Raw genomic sequence first — 15,159 nt, forward strand, 5'->3', positions numbered from 1 at the left:
CTGGCCGCCGATCCCGTATTCCTACGACCGATCCTCACGCCCACGCATCGCCCGACCTCACACTGTCTCGGACAGAGTGAATCATCTCCGGGACAAGCCCGCCAGCGACTTCTTCAGCAGCCTGCTAATCCTCTCCATGGTCGCCGCCCTGCAGGCGCCGGTGATTCTGATGTCCCAAAACCGTCAGGCCTCCCGCGACCGCCTTGCGGCGGCGCTCGACTACGAGATCAATCTTAAGGCGGAGGTCGAGATCATGGCGCTGCACGATAAGCTTGACCGTCTTCGGACGGACCGTATCGAGGCGATGATTGGCGCGCAGACTGTGCAGATCGCCGCCATGGACACGGATCTGCGCGCCCTCCTTGCCGATCGGTCTGGGTCACGCGGCGACGATGCGGTCCGGCGAACGGAGACTGGCCGCTAGCGCAGCGTCTTTTTCCGAAAGCCGAGGCCACCTTTCAAAACGATGCTTCAATCCTCCGCCAGCGGCAGGCCCCGGCTCTCGGGGCTCCAGTGCAGGTCCGGCGTCGTCGGAAACAGGCGCTTATGGGCGAGCACCGCGTAGGTGTCGGTCATGCCGGCGATATAGTCGGCCACCCGGCGGGCGATGCGCCCCTCCCCCGCCGCCTCGAGCCCGGCCCGCCATTCCTCGGGCATGCAGGCAGGGTTCGTGCTGAAGGCATCGAACAGGTCCGCGACGATGATGTCCGCCTGCGCCCGCACCGCCAGCACGCTCGGGTGGCGGTACATCCGCGCGTAGAGGAAGCGCTTGATCGCGGCATCCGCCTCCTCCAGGGCCGGCGAGAAGGAGACGACCGCCTCGTCGGCCGCGCGGATATCGGCGACGGCAGCCGGTGCCAGGGCCTCGATCCGCCGGGTGCTCTCGGCGATCACGTCCTCCACGAAGCGGGTGATTACGCGCCGCGCCAGTTCGTGGATCTTTCGAGATTCCTCGAGATTCGGATGCAGCGCGTCGATCTCGTCGAGGATGTCCCGGAGGAAGGGGACGCCGTCGAGATCCGACAGTTCGAACAGGCCCGCCCGCAGACCGTCGTCGAGGTCGTGGCTGTCATAGGCGATGTCGTCGGCCAGAGCCGCCGCCTGCGCCTCCGGCCCGGCGAAACGGGCGAGGTCGAGGTCGTTCTGCGCGTTGTATTCGAGGATGGCGGCGGGAATGCCCCGTGCCGCCCAGCGCGGGGTCGGGTCGCCCTCCTTCGTGAGGAGCGGGCCATTGTGCTTGACGAGGCCCTCCAGGGTCTCCCAGGCGAGGTTGAGCCCGTCGAACCCGGCATAGCGCCGCTCGAGCCGGGTCACGATCCGCAGGGCCTGGGCATTGTGGTCGAACCCGCCGTGAGCGGCCATGAGGGCATCGAGCGCGTCCTCGCCGGTATGGCCGAAACAGGTGTGGCCGAGGTCGTGGGAGAGCGCCAGCGCCTCCGCGAGGTCCTCGTCGAGGCCGAGCGCGCGGGCCAGCGCACGGGCGATCTGGCTGACTTCGAGGGTGTGGGTCAGACGGGTTCGGTAATGGTCGCCCTCGTGGTGGACGAAGACCTGGGTCTTGTGCTTGAGGCGGCGGAAGGCGGCCGAATGGATGATCCGGTCGCGGTCGCGCTGGAAGTCGCTGCGCGTGGGCGAGATCGCCTCCGGGATCAGCCGCCCGCGCGTGGCCGCCGGATCGGTGGCGTAGCGCGCCCGCCAGCGTTCGCCCCTGTGCCGCACGTCACCTCCTGAATGCGCCATCGCGCGCAACGATCATCCCGCGTTGCAGCGCGTCTCTACGGCGCATATCTTGTGTGGGCTAGCGCTTCTGGCAATCGACGAAAACCCAAGAGCATCACGATGGCCGACATCACCCTCACCCCCCGCGCGGCCAAGCGCATCAACGAGATCATGGGAGCCGAGCCTCCCGGCGCGTCCCTGCGGATCAGCGTGAACGGCGGCGGATGCTCGGGCTTCTCCTACGCCTTCGACATCGAGCGGGCGCGGGCCGAGGACGACGTGGTGATCGAGCGGGACGGCGCCACCGTCCTCGTCGATCCGGTTTCCCTCGAATACATGAGCGGATCGACCATCGATTTCGCCAACGACCTGATCGGCCAGGCCTTCAAGATCGAGAATCCGCAGGTCACCTCCTCCTGCGGCTGCGGCACCTCGTTCTCGCTCTGAGGCTTCGTCATTCCGTCACATCGCGGCGTGAGGCAGCGCGATTGCCTCGCCGTGGAAAAAGCGGCACGGATGCGGTTCGGCGCGGCACCGTTGCACGAAGCGCCTTTTTTCGCAGCGCCCCGGATCCGCTCATGATCGTCCCACAAGGTCGTCCCTTTCTCATGCGGACGGCTGGCCTTTCGGTCTGCGCCCTCCTCGTCTTCGGCGGCGGCGGCCCGATCGGCCCCTTGCCGGTCTCGGCCCAGGAAGCCGCCTCCGCCGTGCAGGACGTCACGCTCCAGAACGTGACGATGACCTTCGGCGGCACGGTCCTCACCGCGCCGCAGGTCATCGTCAGCGGCACGCGCCTGACGAAGGACGACCTTCTCGCCCTGCTCAGATCCGGCCCCGAGCCTCTGCCAGCGCGTCTCGCGAAGTTCGATGCCGCGAGCATCGTGATTCCCGAGCTTCGCTCCGAGATACGGATCGGCACCAAGACCCAGACCGCGACCTATCGCGACGTGACGGCCAGGGATGTGCGCGGCGGCCGCATCGCCCAGGCGGCAGCGGCGGGGGCGACGGCTGCCGAGGCGGGAGGCGGCGAGAAGCGCAGCGCCAGCTACGGCCGCATGGAGATGCGGGACGTCGATCTCACGGCGATGGCGCGTCTCTACGGTGAGGCCGGCGATGCCAAGAGCCCGATGATGCGCCTCTATGGCGCGTTCTCGGTCTCCGATACGCTGATGGAGGCCGACGGCACGGTGGTGAAGGTGGCGCGCATCGAGGGCACCGACCTCAGCGGGCGCCAGATTCCGGCGACCTGGACGGGCGCGCTGGACGCGATGGCGCGCGCGGACCAAGCTCAGGGCAATCCCGCCGACAGGGCGAGAATCTTCGGGGTGATGGCGGACGTTCTCGACGGCTTCTCCGTCGGCTCGGTCCAGGCCACCGGGCTCACCATCAGCCAGACGAAGGACGGCGAGCCCGTATCGATCGGCATGGGGCGCATGGTCCTGTCCTCCGGTGGCCTCAGCATGGAAGACCTCGGCTTCACCGCGGGCGATGCCGCCGGAAAGCTCGCGCGCTTGAGCGTGGCGGGCTTCTCCTTCGCCCCGACCGTGGTGGCCATGCGCAAGCTTTCGACCCAGGCCGGGGAGCCCACCGAAGCGGATTTGCGGCAGATGACGCCGGCGCTCGGCACACTGGCATTCAAGGACCTGAGCCTCCACCTGCCGCCGGACGAGGTGCCCGCTTCGCCCAAGCCCCCCGCGAAGCCCCCTGGCGCCGCCTCGCCCGTACTCCCTCCGGCAGCGACGGCGCCCACGCATATCGGCCTGCGCGACGGCGCCCTCACCTTCGGCCCGCTGCGCGACGGGGTGCCAACCACCGGCCGGGCCAACCTTTCGGGCCTTACCCTCCCCGCCTCTGCGGTGGCCGGAATCCCGGGGCTCGGCTCCCTCGGCGCCTACGGCTACCGCGACCTCGACCTGAACGTCGTCGCCGACACGGCCTGGAACGAAGCCGCCAAGGAGCTCTCCTTCAGCGAGGTATCGGTGTCGGGCAAGGACATGGGCAGCGTGACGATCAACGGCACCCTCGGTGGTATCGGACCTGCGGTGTTCGACCCCGATCCGAGCGTCTCGACCTTCGCCATGCTGGGCGCCACCGCCAAGGCCCTCGACCTGCGGATCGAGAATACCGGCCTGTTCGAGCGCTTCATCGCCTCGCAGTCGAAGAGCCTGAGCCTCAAGCCGGAGGAACTGACCCAGGAATACGTCACCGCCACCACGTTCGGCGTGCCGGCCATCCTCGGCAATTCGGCCGGCGCCAAGGCCATCGGCGCGGCCCTTGGCCAGTTCGTGACAAAGCCGGGCACGTTCTTGCTCAGCGCCAAGGCGAAGAATGCCGGCGGCATCGGCATGCTCGAATTCAGCGCGGCCCCGACGCCGGGCGCCGTGCTCGACAGGCTGGATGTGAGCGCGAAGGCGAATTAAGCGACCCGGGACGACGCCCGCGTCGCTCGCTCCCTACAGGAGGGGGGCAGAGCGTGTGGGGCCGGGGTCAATTCAGTTCGCGCACCACGATGCGGCCATTTTCGGCCGACAGGGCGAGGCGGCCGGCCTTGAGGGCGAGCGCCTTCTCGCCGAACAGCGTCCGGCGCCAGCCGTGCAGGACGGCGATGTCGGCCTCGTCGTCTTCGGCGATGGCTTCGAGGTCATCCATCGTGGCGACGATCTTGGGCGCCACGTCCTCGGCCTCGCAGACCGCCTTGAGCAGCACCTTCAGCAATTCCACCACGGCGCCGTTGCCGCCCCGGCCCCGGCTGCGCTCGGGCAGGACGATGTCGGACAGGTCGCGCTGGAAGCCGCGCTCCACGGCGGCGAGGATGTCCGTTCCGGTCCGCGAACGCTCGAAGCCTGCCGGGATCGAACGCAGGCGTCCCAAGGCCTCGATGCTGCGAGGCGCGGAAGTGGCGATGTCGATCACCGCCTCGTCCTTGAGGATGCGCCCGCGCGGGACGTTGCGGGTCTGCGCCTCGCGCTCGCGCCAGGCGGCGACCTCGGCCAGAACCGCGATCTCGCGCGGCTTGCGCATGCGGCCGGACAACCGGCGCCAGGCCTGGGCCGGGTCGGCCTTGTAGGTCTCCGGCGAGGTGAGGACGCTCATTTCCTCGTCGAGCCATTCGCCGCGATCGGTGGAGAGGAGTTGCCCCGCCAGCACCTCGTAGACCTTCACCAGGTGGGTCACGTCGGAGAGGGCGTAGCTCGACTGGGCGTCGGAGAGCGGACGGCGCGACCAGTCGGTGAAGCGGGAGGATTTGTCGATCTTGGCCTTGGCCACGTCGTTGACGAGTTGCTCGTAGGAGACCGAATCGCCGTAGCCGCAGACCATGGCGGCGACCTGCGTGTCGAAGAACGGCTGCGGCAGAAGCCCGCCGAGCAGCCAGATGATCTCGAGATCCTGGCGCGCCGAGTGGAACACCTTGACCACGCCTTCGTCGGCCATCAGCGCGAAGAACGGTGCGAGGTCGATGTCGGGGGACAACGGGTCGACGAGCACGCCCGACCCGTCCGGCCCCGCCATCTGGATGAGGCAGAGCTTGGGGTAGTAGGTCGTCTCCCGCATGAACTCCGTATCGACGGTGACGAACGGCTGTCCGGCGAAACGGCTGCAGGCCTCGGCGAGAGCCGGCGTGGTGGCGATGAGATCCATGAGAGCCGGCTATATCGGAGGTTGACGCGCGAGGCGAGATCGTATCTCGCACCGCGCGCGCCTATCCCCGACATCCCGTGCTGCACGTCCCTCCTCAGGCGGCGCGCTTGCGGGACCGGTTCCGGCGCGCGAGGCTGCGCACCAGTTCGGTACGCTCGCGCCGCTGGGCCTCGGCACGGGCGAGAAGCCAGTCGAAGATGCCGCCATTCCTCCGAGGCCCGCCCTCCTCGGTCAGGCGCCGGATCCGGTCCACCCGGAAGCCGCGATAACCGCCGCGTGCGCGGTCGATGCCGCCGAGCAGCGTCCGGCCGGGGCCGAGCCTCAATTCGCGCGCGTCGAGGGCACGCGTGCTCCAGAGACCACGGGAATCCTCGTAGACGATCTCGAACCGGCCTTGGAGCGGCAAGACCTGCCATGCGCCGGGCTTATGCTCGTCCCGTTCCGCGGCCTTCCCGCGCGCCGAGGGAGCCACTGCGGCCTCGTGCAAAATGTCGAAAAACGCGTTCGCATTCATGGGCTTGATATGGGGATTTGCCCTCGTTTCCGAAAGGTCCCGACCCCGTCTCCGGGGCTTCGACGATGCCCGTTCCGGGCTCGTCCCCGCTCCTGCCCACGGGCTCCGCCGCGTGGCGTGGGATCGCAGGGCTGCGAACTCAGGTTAACGGCAAAGACTTGCTCGTTACCGCACCTGCGATTTTTTATCCCCTCTCCGTCATTCCGGGCTCCGCTGTGCGGACCCGGAATGACGGAGGTGTGTCCATGGATGTCACGCCCTACCGTGTTAACCTGAGTTCAGAGCCCTGCGTGGGATCGCCTTCGCCTTGACTTGCCCGCCCTCGCGTGAATGGTGCGCCGCTCAATCTGAAGAGCCCGTCATGCACCGTTATCGTACCCATACCTGCGGGGCCCTCCGCCCGTCCGACGTCGGCGAGACCGTTCGCCTTTCCGGCTGGTGCCATCGCATCCGCGACCATGGGGGCGTGCTCTTCATCGATCTGCGCGATCATTACGGCCGCACCCAATGCGTGGTCGATTCCGATTCGAAGGCGTTCAAGACCGCCAACCTCGCCCGCTCGGAATGGGTGATCCGCATCGACGGACGCGTGCGCACGCGCCCTGCCGGCACCGAGAATGCCGACCTGCCCACCGGAACGGTGGAGGTCTATATCGACGACATCGAGGTTCTCGGCCCCGCCGGCGAGTTGCCGGTGCCGGTCTTCGGCGACCAGGACTACCCGGAGGAGACGCGCCTCAAGTACCGCTTCCTCGATCTGCGTCGCGACAAGCTCCACGCCAACATCATGAAGCGCGGCGCGATCATCGATTCGCTCCGCCGCCGCATGCGCGAAGGCGGCTTCTTCGAGTTCCAGACGCCGATCCTCACCGCTTCCAGCCCGGAAGGCGCCCGTGACTACTTGGTGCCGTCCCGCGTGCACCCCGGCAAGTTCTACGCGCTGCCGCAGGCGCCGCAGCAGTTCAAGCAGCTGACGATGATCGCTGGCTTCGACCGCTACTTCCAGATCGCGCCGTGTTTTCGCGACGAGGATGCCCGCGCCGACCGCTCGCCGGGCGAGTTCTACCAGCTCGACATCGAGATGAGCTTCGTCACCCAGGAGGACGTGTTCCAGTCGGTGGAGCCGGTCCTGCGCGACGTCTTCAAGGAATTCGCCGAGGGCAAGCGCGTCACCGAGACCTTCCCGCGCATCCCCTATGCCGAGGCGATGCTGAAATACGGCGTCGACAAGCCGGATCTGCGCAACCCGCTGATCATCGCCGACGTGACGGACGAGTTCGCCCGCGACGAGGTCGAGTTCAAGGCGTTCAAGGGGGTGATCAAGTCCGGCGGCGTGGTCCGCGCCATCCCGGCCACGGGGGCGGCGACGCAACCGCGCTCGTTCTTCGACAAGCTCAACGACTTCGCCCGCGCCGAGGGCGCGCCGGGCCTCGGCTACATCATCTTCGAGGACGACAACGGCACGGTCACCGGCAAGGGGCCGATCGCCAAGTTCATCCCTTCGGAGATCCAGGCCCTCATCCGCGAGAAGACCGGCACGAAGGCCGGCGACGCAGTGTTCTTCTCCGCCGGCACCGAGGGCAAGGCCGCGGCTCTGGCCGGCAAGGCCCGCATCCGCATCGGCGACGAACTGAACCTCTCCGACAAGGACCAGTACGCGTTCTGCTGGATCACCGACTTCCCGATGTACGAGTGGAACGAGGACGAGAAGCGGATCGACTTCTCCCACAACCCGTTCTCGATGCCGAATTTCGACCGCGAGGAATTCCTCGCCCTCGATCCGAGCGAGGCCGAGAAGATTCTCGGCATCAAGGCGTTCCAGTACGACATCGTCTGCAACGGCACGGAGTTGTCCTCCGGCGCGATCCGTAACCACCGCCCCGAGGTGATGGAAAAAGCCTTCGGTCTCGCCGGCTACGGCCAAGAGGTGCTCGAAGAAAAATTCGGCGGCATGCTCAACGCGCTGAAGCTCGGCGCCCCTCCGCACGGCGGCATCGCGCCGGGAATCGACCGCATCGTCATGCTGCTCTGCGGCGAGCAGAACCTGCGCGAGGTGGTGCTGTTCCCCATGAACCAGCGCGCCGAGGACCTGATGATGGGCGCCCCCGCCGAGGCGACGCCGAAGCAGCTGCGTGAGCTCCATATCCGGTTGAATCTGCCCGAGAAGCAGGGCTGAGCTGCGACACACCGCCCTCCCCCTCTGCGGGGGAGGGTACCTACGGAGCAGGCGGGAGAGGGGGCGACCTCTCCGGATTGCGCGCTCCCCTCTCCCGACCCTCGCTGACGCGAGGGCCACCCTCCCCCGCAGAGGGGGAGGGTTTGCAGCGCCCGATCCCTCCAACATTGACAGGGCCGACATGCCCTCCCTCGTCGCCATCGTCGTCAGCCATGACAGTGCGCATGCGCTGCCGACCTGTCTCACGGCGCTCGCAGCCGAGCACGTGCCGGCCATCGTCGTGGACAATGCGAGCCGCGACGGGTCGGCGGGCGTCGCCGAGGCGGCCGGGGCCAGGGTGGTCCGCAATCTTCGCAACGAGGGCTACGGCCGGGCCAACACCATCGGTATCCGCGCCGCCGACCGTGCGGAGCGCGTGCTCATCCTCAACCCGGACATCGTGCTGCGGGCCGGCGCGGTCGATGCGCTCCTGCGCGCGGCTGCCGCCTATCCGGATGCGGGCCTGCTCGCGCCGCGCCTGATGGAGCCGGACGGGCGGTTCTTCTACCAGCCACGCTCGCTGCTCGCGCCCTACCTCACCAACCCACCCGGCAACCGTGCCCTGCCCGACGGCGATGCCTGCGCGCCGTTCCTCTCCGGCGCCTGCCTGATGATCCGGCGGGACCTGTTCCTCGCCCTCGGCGGGTTCGATCCGAACATCTTCCTGTTCTACGAGGATGACGATTTGTGCCGCCGGGTCGCCGATTCCGGCCGCTCCCTGGTCCATGTCCACGGCGCGGTCGCCCTGCATGGGCGCGGGCGCTCGTCGGCGCCGGAGCCCGGCCGGGTCTTCCGCACCCGCTGGCATCAGGCCTGGTCGCGGGCCTATGTCTCGCGCAAGTACGGCCTGCCGGACCCGAGCCCGGCCATGCTCGCGGTCAACGCTCCGAAGGCGGCCTTGGCATCCCTGGGCTTCCGCCGACCCCTGATCGAGCGCTATGCCGGTTCGGCGGCCGGCGCCCTCGCTGCCATCCGTGGGCGCACCGCCCTCGCTCGGGAAGGGCTCGCATGAGCCTGCTCAATCCGACGGCCGCCCTGGCCCGCGCCGTCGCCGGCGTCGCGGCGCAGGGCTTCGTCGTCGTCGCCCGCAACACGCGCGGCGACAGCGTCTACCTGAAGCCGGAGGGCTGCACCTACGCGCTTCGGGTCTCGAACCACGCCCGGACGCCCAAGCAGCGCAAGAACCATCCCGACGCGATCACCAGCCTGGTGATCCGGGCCTCCACCGGCCCGGCTCAGGTCGACGCCCTGGTCGAGACCGCCCTGCGCAACTTCGCCGGGGAGCGGCGCAAGCGCGAGGGAGACCGGGGCGGGGAGAACGACGGGCCGGCCGTTCCGTGACCGGGCGGGCCGAGGATCAGGCGGAGGCCGAACCGCCCTCGGCCGCATCGCGAAAGTACGGCTCTACCGGGCCCTTCAGCTTCACCGTCATCGGGTTACCGGCGCGGTCGAGGGTCTTGCCGGCCGACAGGCGGACCCAGCCTTCGCTGACGCAGTATTCCTCGACATTGGTCTTTTCGACGCCCTTGAAGCGGATGCCGATGCCGCGTTCCAGGATGGCCTCGTTGTAGAACGGGCTGGTCGGGTTCACCGCGAGGCGGTCGGGAGGCGTGTCGGACATCGGCGTTGCCTTGGGAATCGTTGATCGGAGTCGAGCGATCGTTGACGCGTCGGGACGAAGGGTCCGGGTAAGCGATTCACGCCCCGCCCGCAACGCCGCCGGCCCTGGCCGCCCGCGCCGCCGCGATGAGATCGTCGATACGGTCGCTCTGAAGCAGGGGCACCAGAGCGTGCACCGCCTCGGGGGGCAGGTCCCACCACGCCGTCTCCAGCAGCGCCGCCACATGCTCCGGATCGAAGCGGTGGCGGATCACCCGCGCGGGGTTGCCGGCGACGATCGCGTAGGGCGGCACGTCCCGGCTGACGACGGCATGGGCCCCCACCACGGCGCCGTGCCCGATGGTGACGCCGGACAGGATCATGCAGCCCGAGCCGAGCCAGACGTCGCTGCCGATGGTCACGTCGCCGCGCGAGGCATGATAATCGGCCGGCGCCTCCACCCCCGGCCAGAGTCCCCCCATGGCCGCGAAGGGATAGGTGGTCACCCAGTCGAGGCGGTGGCCGCCGCCGAGGAGGATCTCGACCCTGTCGGCGATGGAACAATACCGGCCGATCGTAAGGTGCCGCCCAGCTTCCGGGAACCGCACTTTCGGACGGCCATAGGAGTACGAGCCGATGGAGAAACCATGGGTTTTCACCATTTTGGCGAGGTGCAGGCGGGTTTCGTTGTGCGGGTTGCGCCCACTCCGCAAGCGGTGCAACAGAGTTTTCAATCAATGCATCCCGAAGACCGGCGGGAAAGCTCCGCGGCGCCGTCAGAGCCCGCGATGAAGGGAGTGAGGCTCATGGGCGACAACATGTCCGACGATCTCAAATCCGGAGCCCTCGTCTACCACCGCCTACCCCGGCCCGGAAAGCTCGAGATCCAGGCGACGAAGCCGTTGGGGAACCAGCGCGACCTGGCGCTGGCCTATTCCCCCGGCGTCGCCGCGGCCTGCATGGCGATCTACGACGACCCGCAGGAGGCCGCCACACTCACCATCCGCCAGAACCTCGTGGCGGTGCTCACCAACGGCACCGCCGTGCTCGGTCTCGGCAATATCGGCCCCCTCGCCTCGAAGCCGGTGATGGAGGGCAAGGCGGTCCTGTTCAAGAAGTTCGCCGGGATCGACGTGTTCGACATCGAGGTGGACCAGAACGACGTCGGCAAGCTGGTGGACGTGGTCTGCTCCCTGGAGCCGACCTTCGGCGGCATCAATCTCGAGGACATCAAGGCACCCGAGTGCTTCGAGGTCGAGGAGCAGTGCCGGGCACGGATGAACATCCCGGTCTTCCACGATGACCAGCACGGCACCGCGATCATCGTGGCGGCGGCCGTCCTCAACGCCCTGGAATTCGCCGGCAAGCAGCTCTCCGACGTCCGCATCGTCACCTCGGGCGCGGGCGCCGCGGCGCTCGCCTGTCTCAACCTGCTGGTGTCGCTCGGCGCCCGGGTCGAGAACATCACCGTCACCGACATCAAGGGCGTGGTCTACAAGGGCCGCGCCGAACTGATGGACCGCTGGAAGGACGTCTACGCAAAGGAGACCGAGGCCCGGACGTTGGCCGAGGTCATTCCGGGCGCCGACGTGTTCATCGGCCTCTCGGCCGGCGGCGTCCTGAAGCCGGAATACCTGGAGAAGATGGCCGAGAAGCCGCTGATCATGGCGCTCGCCAACCCCTATCCGGAAATCATGCCGGATCTGGCGCAGGCGAAGCGTCCCGACGCGATGATCTGCACCGGGCGCTCGGATTTCCCGAACCAGGTCAACAACGTCCTGTGCTTCCCCTACATCTTCCGCGGGGCGCTCGATGTCGGCGCCACCTCGATCAACGAGGAGATGAAGAAGGCCGCCGTGAAGGCGATCGCCGCGCTGGCCCGCGAGACTCCGTCCGACGTGGTCGCCCGCGCGTATGGCGGCGAGGCCCGGCCCTTCGGCCCGCATTCGCTGATTCCGAGCCCTTTCGATCCGCGTCTGATCCTGCGCATCGCCCCCGCCGTGGCGCAGGCCGCGATGGATTCGGGCGTCGCCGGCCGGCCGCTGGAGAACATCCAGGCCTACGCCGACAGTCTCGACCGCTTCGTCCATCGCTCCGGTTTCATCATGAAGCCGATCTTCACCAAGGCGAAGGAGAATCCCAAGCGCGTCCTCTACGCGGAGGGTGAGGACGAGCGCGTGCTGCGCGCCGCCCAGGCCATCGTCGAGGATCATGTGGCCCGACCCATCCTGGTGGGACGCCCGCGGGTGATCGAGACCCGGATCAAGCGCTTCGGCCTGTCGATCCGGCAGGGCACCGATTTCGACCTGATCGATCCCGAGGACGATCCGCGCTACCGCGACTATGTCGCGACCTATCTCGAAGTCGCCGGCCGTCGCGGGATCACGCCGGATGCCGCGCGGACTCTGGTGCGCACCAACAACACGGTGATCGGCGCCATCGCCGTGCGCCGGGGCGAGGCGGACGCACTGATCTGCGGCCTGGAGGGCCGGTTCGAGACTCGCCTGCGGGTGATCCGCGACGTGATCGGCCTCGCGCCGGGCGTGCTCGATTTCGCCGCCATGAGCCTCATCGTCACCAAGGAGGGCGCCTACTTCCTCGCCGACACCCATGTCCGGCCCGATCCCAGCGCCGAGGAGATCGCCGACGTGGCGGTGGCCTGCGCCGGCCACGTAGCGCGCTTCGGCCTCACTCCGAAGATCGCCCTCCTCAGCCATTCGGATTTCGGCCAGTCCGATTCCCGCTCGGCCCAGAAGATGCGCGCGGCGCTGGGGCTGATCCAGGGCCGCCGGCCGGATCTCCAGGTGGATGGCGAGATGCAGGCCGATACCGCCCTGTCCGGCCTGATCCGCGACCGGGTGCTGCCGGGCTCGCCCCTCAAGGGCTCTGCCAACGTCCTGATCTTCCCCAATCTCGACGCGGCCAACATCGCCTTCCAGTTCTCCAAGGTCCTGGCCGACGCCCTGCCCGTGGGGCCGCTGCTGATCGGCCCGGCCCGGCCCGCCCACATCCTGTCGCCGTCGGTGACGGCGCGCGGCATCGTCAACGTCACCGCCGCGGCGGTGGTGGAGGCGCAGGCGGGCGCCGTCGAGCCGACGATCGCGTCGGTCGAGCCGGGTCTGACGCCCCTCTCCGAATAGGAAGAACAGGCGGGACGTCGCTCGTCCTCCACGGCCGATGCCATGAAAAAGGCCCCCGATTCCTCGGGGGCCTTTTTCGTTCGTGTGCCCGGAAGCGGTGGGATCAGACGCGGCGGTCGCCGTAGACGGCCTGAGTCACGGCGCCGAATCGGCCGCCGAGGTGAGCAGGTAGACGATGACCAGGGTGGTGACGGCCCAGGAGACGAGGCCATGACAACCGCTGGTGCTGGCCAGCGGCTTGCCCGAGAGGCGCCCGGCGAGGAACCCGCCGGCGAGCGAGGCGACGATGCCGGAGACGACCCACCACAGGCCGGCGCCGGTGGACAGACTGGCGGCGGTCGGGGTGTCGTTGCCGGCGGGATCCAGGGTCGACAAGCCGATGCCGAGGCCGATCATGTTGAGGATCATCTGCGCTACGAGGGCCGCCACGGCGCCGGCGAAGATCGCGCCCCAGGAGACCTGATTGTACAGGGCCGGGCGGGCGTCGAGGTCCGGTGGCGTTGCGACGACAGGCTTCAGAGTGGGGGATTGAGCCAAGGAAGGAGATCCTGAAAACAGATGTGAAGGATGAGGATCACGCGCAAGGACACCGTCGCCCCGGCAGAATTTTGCGGGGAGCGTGAAGTCGTTCGTGTCTTCGATATCCAGGGACGCGTTCCAGCTTCCCCGACACGCTCGGGGAGGCTGGAAATCAGCGCCGGTCCACGTGCATCGTCGGGGAATGTTCGCTCCGCCCGACGGAAATCCATCCGCCCATCATCCCGTCGGTCCTCGCCTACCGGCGAGCGGATCGTGTCGGGATTTCCCTTGAGCTCCGGCGCGTGAAAACTGGCCACTGGATTGCATACAGGATTCGGATCAAGGGCCGGTCGGGAGATTCCAATGTGCCGTGGTGACGATCCGAACTGCACCCATTTCGCCGAGCATCGCCGCCGTTTCCTCGGCGACCTCGCGCCCGAGCGGCGGGCCTTCCTCAAGAGCGGCTTCGTCGCCACCGGGGGCGCGGCGGCGATGGCGGCCGGCGGCCTGTCCCTCGTCGGCCCCGCGCTGGCGCAGACGAGCGCCAAGGGCATCCGGCAGACGGCGCATTATCATCTGCCGGCCACCGCCGAGACCGTCCATTGGGGCTATTTCTCGAAACTGCTGAAGCCCCAGGTCGAGATCGCGTCCGGCGACTACGTCACCATCGAGACCCTGACCCACCACGCCAATGACGATGCGGAGCGCATGGTGACGGGGGATCCCGGCGCCGAGAGCGTGTTCCTCTGGACCAAGGACAAGAAGGGCGTCGCCCGCCGCGGCGCCGGGCCGGAGACCGGCCCCCTCGGACCGGGCGGGGGGCTCGGCGTCCACATCTGTACCGGCCCGGTGGCGATCCGCGGCGCGGAGCCCGGCGACGTGCTAGAGGTGCGCATCCTCGATGTGGCGCCCCGCCCCTGCGCCAACCCCGCCTTCAAGGGCCGCAGCTTCGGCAGCAACGCCGCCGCCTGGTGGGGCTACCACTACAAGGACATGATCACCGGCGACCGGGCGCGCGAGGTCATCACCATCTATGAAGTCGATGCGAGCGGCGCCCGCGACTGGGCGAAGGCGGTGTACAATTTCCGCTGGCCGGGGGTCACCGATCCGTTCGGCGTGGCGCATCCCACCATCGATTACCCGGGCATCCCCGTCGACCATACCAAGACGCAGCGCAATTTCGACGTGCTCAAGGGCGTGCGCGTGCCGATCCGCCCGCATTTCGGCACCATGGGCCTCGCGCCCAAGGAGGCCGACATGGTGAACTCGATTCCCCCGAGTTACACCGGCGGCAACATCGACAACTGGCGCATCGGCAAGGGCGCGACGATGTACTATCCCGTCGCGGTGCCGGGTGCCCTGTTCTCGGTGGGCGATCCGCACGCCAGCCAGGGCGATTCCGAACTCTGCGGCACCGCCATCGAGTGCTCGCTCACCGGCACCTTCCAGTTCGTCCTGCACAAGAAGGCGGATCTCGCCGGCACGGCCCTTGAGACCCTCGATTTCCCGATGATCGAGACGTCCGAGGATTGGGTGCTCTCGGGCTTCAGCTACCCGAACTACCTCGCCGATCTCGGCCCCGACGCGCAGAGCGAGATCTTCTCCAAATCCTCCATCGACCTCGCCATGCGCGATGCTTTCCGCAAGATGCGGTCCTTCCTGATGCAGGCGAAGGGGCTGACGGAGGACGAGGCGATCTCGCTGATGTCCATCGCCGTCGATTTCGGCATCACCCAGGTGGTGGACGGCAATTGGGGCGTCCACGCCATCGTCAAGAAAGCGATCTTCGCGGACAGGCCGGCGTGACGCGCCGC

General features: G+C 68.1%; 13 protein-coding genes and 1 pseudogene. 8 read left to right on the forward strand and 6 right to left on the reverse strand.

Features of this window, described 5'->3' with window-relative positions:
• Window positions 1-76 precede the first annotated feature (76 nt).
• Window positions 77-424 carry a DUF1003 domain-containing protein gene (locus ASF34_RS04035; protein ID WP_443136521.1) on the forward strand — a complete coding sequence of 116 codons (348 nt, stop codon included), beginning with the start codon at window positions 77-79 and terminating at the stop codon, window positions 422-424.
• Window positions 425-471: 47 nt separating this feature from the next.
• Here ASF34_RS04035 and ASF34_RS04040 read toward each other — a convergent pair whose 3' ends face one another.
• Window positions 472-1,740 carry a deoxyguanosinetriphosphate triphosphohydrolase gene (locus ASF34_RS04040; RefSeq protein WP_056159010.1) on the reverse strand — a complete coding sequence of 423 codons (1,269 nt, stop codon included), beginning with the start codon at window positions 1,738-1,740 and terminating at the stop codon, window positions 472-474.
• 99 nt (window positions 1,741-1,839) lie between these two features.
• Between ASF34_RS04040 and ASF34_RS04045 the strand changes: the two genes are divergently transcribed.
• Together ASF34_RS04045 and ASF34_RS04050 are read left to right on the forward strand one after the other, a co-directional pair.
• A complete protein-coding gene (locus ASF34_RS04045) occupies window positions 1,840-2,166 on the forward strand; it encodes a HesB/IscA family protein (RefSeq protein ID WP_018043514.1) in 327 nt (108 codons plus the stop codon).
• A gap of 131 nt (window positions 2,167-2,297) precedes the next feature.
• Window positions 2,298-4,139, forward strand: coding sequence for a hypothetical protein (locus tag ASF34_RS04050; RefSeq protein WP_200913203.1), 1,842 nt, complete (start codon window positions 2,298-2,300; stop codon window positions 4,137-4,139).
• 67 nt (window positions 4,140-4,206) lie between these two features.
• Here the strand turns inward: ASF34_RS04050 and rnd are convergent, their stop codons facing one another.
• Window positions 4,207-5,358 carry a ribonuclease D gene (gene rnd, locus ASF34_RS04055; protein ID WP_056159016.1) on the reverse strand — a complete coding sequence of 384 codons (1,152 nt, stop codon included), beginning with the start codon at window positions 5,356-5,358 and terminating at the stop codon, window positions 4,207-4,209.
• 94 nt (window positions 5,359-5,452) lie between these two features.
• Window positions 5,453-5,872, reverse strand: coding sequence for a hypothetical protein (locus tag ASF34_RS04060; RefSeq protein WP_056159019.1), 420 nt, complete (start codon window positions 5,870-5,872; stop codon window positions 5,453-5,455).
• 361 nt (window positions 5,873-6,233) lie between these two features.
• Here ASF34_RS04060 and aspS point away from each other — a divergent pair, with 361 nt between their 5' ends.
• The 3 genes from aspS (at window position 6,234) to ASF34_RS04075 (ending at window position 9,428) form a co-directional block, all read left to right on the forward strand.
• Entirely contained in the window at window positions 6,234-8,048 is a 1,815-nt protein-coding gene (aspS, locus tag ASF34_RS04065; RefSeq protein ID WP_018043510.1) for an aspartate--tRNA ligase, read from the forward strand.
• Window positions 8,049-8,229: 181 nt separating this feature from the next.
• Window positions 8,230-9,099: a glycosyltransferase family 2 protein gene (locus ASF34_RS04070; protein ID WP_056159022.1), complete on the forward strand. Its 870-nt coding sequence runs from the start codon at window positions 8,230-8,232 to the stop codon at window positions 9,097-9,099.
• A complete protein-coding gene (locus ASF34_RS04075) occupies window positions 9,096-9,428 on the forward strand; it encodes a hypothetical protein (RefSeq protein ID WP_018043508.1) in 333 nt (110 codons plus the stop codon). The genes ASF34_RS04070 and ASF34_RS04075 overlap by 4 nt, the downstream gene beginning before the upstream one ends.
• A 16-nt stretch (window positions 9,429-9,444) precedes the next feature.
• On the opposite strand, the gene ASF34_RS04080 is transcribed toward ASF34_RS04075, so the two are convergent.
• Window positions 9,445-9,708 (reverse strand): DUF3297 family protein, encoded by a 264-nt coding sequence (locus tag ASF34_RS04080; protein WP_056159025.1) that lies wholly within the window; start codon window positions 9,706-9,708, stop codon window positions 9,445-9,447.
• Between the two features lie 76 nt (window positions 9,709-9,784).
• Window positions 9,785-10,408, reverse strand: a complete 624-nt coding sequence (locus ASF34_RS04085) for a CatB-related O-acetyltransferase (protein ID WP_026175878.1) — start codon at window positions 10,406-10,408, stop codon at window positions 9,785-9,787.
• A gap of 84 nt (window positions 10,409-10,492) precedes the next feature.
• On the opposite strand from ASF34_RS04085, the gene ASF34_RS04090 reads away from it, so the two are divergent.
• A complete protein-coding gene (locus tag ASF34_RS04090) occupies window positions 10,493-12,826 on the forward strand; it encodes an NADP-dependent malic enzyme (RefSeq protein WP_018043505.1) in 2,334 nt (777 codons plus the stop codon).
• Between the two features lie 153 nt (window positions 12,827-12,979).
• On the opposite strand, the pseudogene ASF34_RS04095 reads toward ASF34_RS04090, so the two are convergent.
• A pseudogene (locus ASF34_RS04095) lies at window positions 12,980-13,345 on the reverse strand (PhnA-like protein); the annotation flags it as partial.
• Between the two features lie 363 nt (window positions 13,346-13,708).
• Between ASF34_RS04095 and ASF34_RS04100 the strand changes: the two are divergent.
• Window positions 13,709-15,151, forward strand: coding sequence for an acetamidase/formamidase family protein (locus ASF34_RS04100; RefSeq protein ID WP_056159028.1), 1,443 nt, complete (start codon window positions 13,709-13,711; stop codon window positions 15,149-15,151).
• Window positions 15,152-15,159: the final 8 nt, after the last annotated feature.

Source organism: Methylobacterium sp. Leaf106 (assembly GCF_001422895.1).
Taxonomy (GTDB): Bacteria; Pseudomonadota; Alphaproteobacteria; order Rhizobiales; family Beijerinckiaceae; genus Methylobacterium; species Methylobacterium bullatum.